Origin of the sequence: Hydrogenophaga sp. (assembly GCF_036675665.1) — a bacterium.
Classification (GTDB): domain Bacteria; phylum Pseudomonadota; class Gammaproteobacteria; order Burkholderiales; family Burkholderiaceae_C; genus Hydrogenophaga.
The window spans coordinates 1-4,111 of record NZ_JAKFEO010000091.1; the positions used below are offsets into that span (position 1 = coordinate 1).

Here is a 4,111-nt window from a genome sequence, read left to right on the forward strand (position 1 = left end):
GCCACCCAGCCGGCGAAGGCCGAGCAGAACGCGCAGATGAAGGCGATGGCCGCCGCCACGATCGCCACGGGCGAGGTGCGGAAGCTGTAGCCGATGTCGCTGTCGAACCAGCGCGCGAGGGTCTGTCCCATGGGATTGCCGATGAACGAACGCCGCGGGGCCGGAGCCGCGCGGCGCTCGTGTGCTAGTGGAGGATTACTTCGAAACGGTGATCCACTTGAAGTCGAGGTAGTTGTCGCCGCGCTGGACCACCTTGACCTTCTTGCTCACGCCCCAGGCCAGCGACTGCTGGTGCAGCGGCAGGTGGCCGACGTCGTTGGCGTGGATGTCGAAGGCCTGCTTGATCATGGCGTTGCGCTTGTTCTTGTCGGTTTCCGACTGCACGGCGCGCGTGAGCTTGTCGAACTCGGGATTGCAGTAGCTGCCCAGGTTGAACTGGCCGGCGCCCTTGTCGTTGGGGCAGGCCATCAGCGCGTTCATGGCGTTGTGCGCGTCGTAGGTGCTGGGCGTCCAGCCGAGCAGGTAGAAGCTGGTGTCGCGGCGCAGGATCTTGGGGAAGTAGGTGCCCTTGGTCTCGGCCTGCAGGTTGATCTTGACGCCGATGCGCGACAGGTTGGCCGCCACTGCCTGGCAGATCCGCGCGTCGTTGACGTAGCGGTCGTTCGGGCAGTTCATTGTCACCTCGAAGCCGTTGGGGTAGCCGGCGTCGGTCAGCAGTTTCTTGGCGGCATCCGCGTCATAGGGCAGGCGCTTGTTCTGCTCCTGGCTGAAGCCGTTGATGCCGGGGCCCACCATCAGGGCCGTGGGCAGCGACACGTTGCGCATCACGGTTCGCTTGATGCCCTCGATGTCGATGGCCTGGTAGAAGGCCTGGCGCACCCGCTTGTCCTTGAAGGGGTTCTTGCCCTTGACGCTGGAGTACAGCAGTTCGTCGCGCTTCTGGTCCATGCCCAGGAAGATGGTGCGCAGCTCGGGCGCCACCAGCGCCTGCGCATTGGGCGAGTTGCGCACGCGGTCGATGTCCTGCACCGGCACCGGCTCCATCACGTCGACTTCGCCGGACAGCAGGGCAGCCACGCGCGTGGCATCGTTGCCGATCGGGGTGAAGATCACCTCCTGCACGTTGCCCTCGATCTTGCCCCAGTAGTTGCCGTTGCGAACGAAGGTCGTGCGCACGCCGGGCTGGCGCTCGCGCAGGCGGTACGGACCGGTGCCGTTGGCGCGGAAGGAGGCGGCATTCTCGACGCCCTTGCGGCGGTCGACCGGACGGGTGGCCTGGTTGTCCTCGCACCACTTCTTGCTCATGACGAAGACCTGCGACAGCACGTCCGGCAGGATCGGAAACGGGTCGTTGGTCTCGATCTCGACCGTGTGGCTGTCGACCTTGCGCACCGCCTTCACGTCGTTGGTGTAGCTCTTCATGTCCGAGCCGTCGACCTGGGTGCGCGCCATGGTGAACAGCACATCGTCGGCCGTGAACGGGGTGCCGTCATGGAACTGCACGCCCTTGCGCAGCTCGAAGCGCCACACCGTGGGCGAGGTCTGCTTCCAGGCCGTGGCCAGCGCGGGGGCCAGCGAGAGGTCCTTGTTGCGGCCGACCAGCGGCTCGTAGACGTTGCTGGTCACCGACAGCTGCAGCGACTCGTTGAGCGAGTGCGGGTCCATCGACAGCGCATCGCCTTGGTTGGCGACGCGCACCGTCTGCGCCGACGCCGCACCGGCCAGCACGCACATCAGGGCCGCATGGATCAGGGTTGTCTTCATTTTCATGGGAGAGCTCCTTGGTGAGCGGGTGGGAAACGGGTCAGGCCGGCGGCAGCGGCATGGACTGCTCCACCAGGCTGGCGTGCAGCGCCGAGCCGAGCGGCAGGATGTCGTCGTTGAAATCGTAGCGGCTGTTGTGCAGCATGCAGTTGCCCTCGCCGCCCTGCCCGATGCGCATGTACGCGCCGGGCTTGACCTGCAGCATGAAGGAGAAGTCCTCCGCTCCCATGCTGGGGTCGAGGTCGCGCACCACGTGGTCGGCGCCGACCAGCGATTCGGCGACGTCGGCGGCGAACATGGCCTCGCGCAGGGTGTTGGTGGTGGCGGGATAGATGCGCTCGTAGTTGACCGACGCCGTGGCGCCGAACCCCAGCGCGACGGCACTGCACAGCTCCGTCATGCGCCGCTCGACCAGACCCTGCACTTCCGCCGTGAAGGTGCGCACCGTGCCCACCAGGGTGGCCTTGCCCGGGATCACGCTCATCGCGTGGACGTCGCCGGCCTGCATCGCGCAAAGGCTGATCACGGCGCTGTCCAGCGGCCGCACGTTGCGCGCCACGATGCTCTGGACCGCGGTGATGATGTGGGCGGCCACCAGCACCGGGTCGGTGGCCAGGTAGGCATGGGCGCCGTGCCCGCCCTTGCCGGTGATCTCGATCGTGATCTTGTCGGCCGCCGCCATCATCGGCCCCGGCGTCAGGCCGATCTTGCCGGGCCGCAGGCCGGGCCAGTTGTGCATGCCGTAGACCGCCTCGACCGGGAAACGCTCGAACAGGCCGTCCTCGATCATGGCGCGCGCGCCGGCGAAACCCTCCTCGCCCGGCTGGAAGATCAGCACCGCCGTGCCGTCGAAGTCGCGCGTCTCGGCCAGGTAGCGCGCGGCGCCCACCAGCATGGCGGTGTGCCCGTCGTGGCCGCAGCCGTGCATCATGCCGCTGCGCGTGGACTTCCAGGCGAACTCGTTGTGCTCCGTCATGGTCAGGGCGTCCATGTCCGCGCGCAGGCCGATCATGCGGCCGCTGCCCCGGCCACGGCCGTGGACCAGCCCCACCACGCCGGTCTTGCCGATGCCGGTGTGGATCTCGTCGACACCGCACACCCGCAGGGCTTCCTGCACCCGGGCGGCGGTGTAGACCTCCTCGAAGCCGAGCTCGGGGTGCGCGTGCAGGTCGCGCCGCAACGCCACCAGCTCCGGGTGGAACTGCGCGATGTGCGCGAAGGCGCGGCCGTTGGCCTTCAGGCGCGGTGTGGCGATGGCCGGCGCCAGCATCAGTGCCCCTTGGCGCCGCCCACGCGCAGGCGCGGATCGACGGCGAAATACAGCAGGTCCACCACCAGGTTGATCACCACGAAGATCAGCGCGATCAGGCACAGGTAGGCGGCCATCACCGGGATGTCGGCGAAGGTCACGGCCTGGATGAACAGCAGCCCCATCCCGGGCCACTGGAAAACGGTCTCGGTGATGATGGCGAAGGCGATCAGGCCGCCCAGCTGCAGGCCGGTGATGGTCATCACCGGAACCAGCGTGTTCTTCAGCGCGTGGCCGAAATGGATGGCTCGGCTAGGCAGGCCGCGTGCGCGCGCGAACTTGATGTAGTCGGTGCGCAGCACCTCCAGCATCTCGGCCCGCACCAGCCGCATGATCAGGGTCAGCTGGAAGATGGCCAGGGTGATGCCGGGCAGCACGATGTGGTGCCAGCCCTTGGAGGTCAGCAGGCCCGACGACCACCAGCCGATCTGCACCGTTTCGCCGCGGCCGAAGCTGGGAAACCAGCCGAGCGTGACGGAGAACACCAGGATCAGCAGGATGCCGATCAGGAAGGTCGGCAGCGACACGCCCAGCAGCGACACGGTCATGAACGTCTGGCTGAGGAAGGTGCCCCGGCGCAGCGCCGAATAGACGCCCATCGGAATGCCGACCACCAGCGCCAGGAAGGCGGCCACCAGCGACAGTTCCAGCGTCGCCGGAAAGCGCTCGGCGATCAGGCGCGAGACCTTGGCGCCCTGGCGCAGGCTGAGCCCGAACTCCCCTTGCACCGCATTGACCAGGAAGTGCCCGAATTGCACGAAGAAGGGCTGGTCCAGGCCGAGGTCGGCGCGCAATTCGCGGATCTGCTGCGGCGTCGCGTCCTGGCCCAGCAGGAAAACGACCGGGTCGCCGACGTACTGGAACAGCAGGAACGCGATGAAGGCCACGGTGACCATGACGACCACGGCCTGCAGCAGGCGGCGAAGGATGAAGGCGAGCATCGCTAATACGGAAGGCGCAGGGATGCTAGCAGAGCCGCGCACCCGCGCCACGGGTGGAAACGAGCGGGGCGAGGGCCGGTCTGACGACCAGCAGTTC

At 67.4% G+C, this 4,111-nt stretch carries 3 protein-coding genes and 1 pseudogene; all 4 read right to left on the minus strand.

Annotated elements, in window-relative coordinates; all coding sequences use genetic code 11:
* Positions 1-131, minus strand: a pseudogene (locus tag V6M63_RS21270) (ABC transporter permease); the annotation flags it as partial.
* A gap of 64 nt (positions 132-195) precedes the next feature.
* On the minus strand, positions 196-1,770 hold the full coding sequence (locus V6M63_RS21275; RefSeq protein ID WP_442909629.1) for an ABC transporter substrate-binding protein: 1,575 nt from the start codon (positions 1,768-1,770) through the stop codon (positions 196-198).
* A gap of 34 nt (positions 1,771-1,804) precedes the next feature.
* Positions 1,805-3,034, minus strand: coding sequence for a M20 aminoacylase family protein (locus V6M63_RS21280; RefSeq protein ID WP_332745174.1), 1,230 nt, complete (start codon positions 3,032-3,034; stop codon positions 1,805-1,807).
* Positions 3,034-4,014: an ABC transporter permease gene (locus tag V6M63_RS21285; protein ID WP_332745178.1), complete on the minus strand. Its 981-nt coding sequence runs from the start codon at positions 4,012-4,014 to the stop codon at positions 3,034-3,036. Before V6M63_RS21285 ends, V6M63_RS21280 begins: the two co-directional genes overlap by 1 nt.
* Positions 4,015-4,111 lie beyond the last annotated feature (97 nt).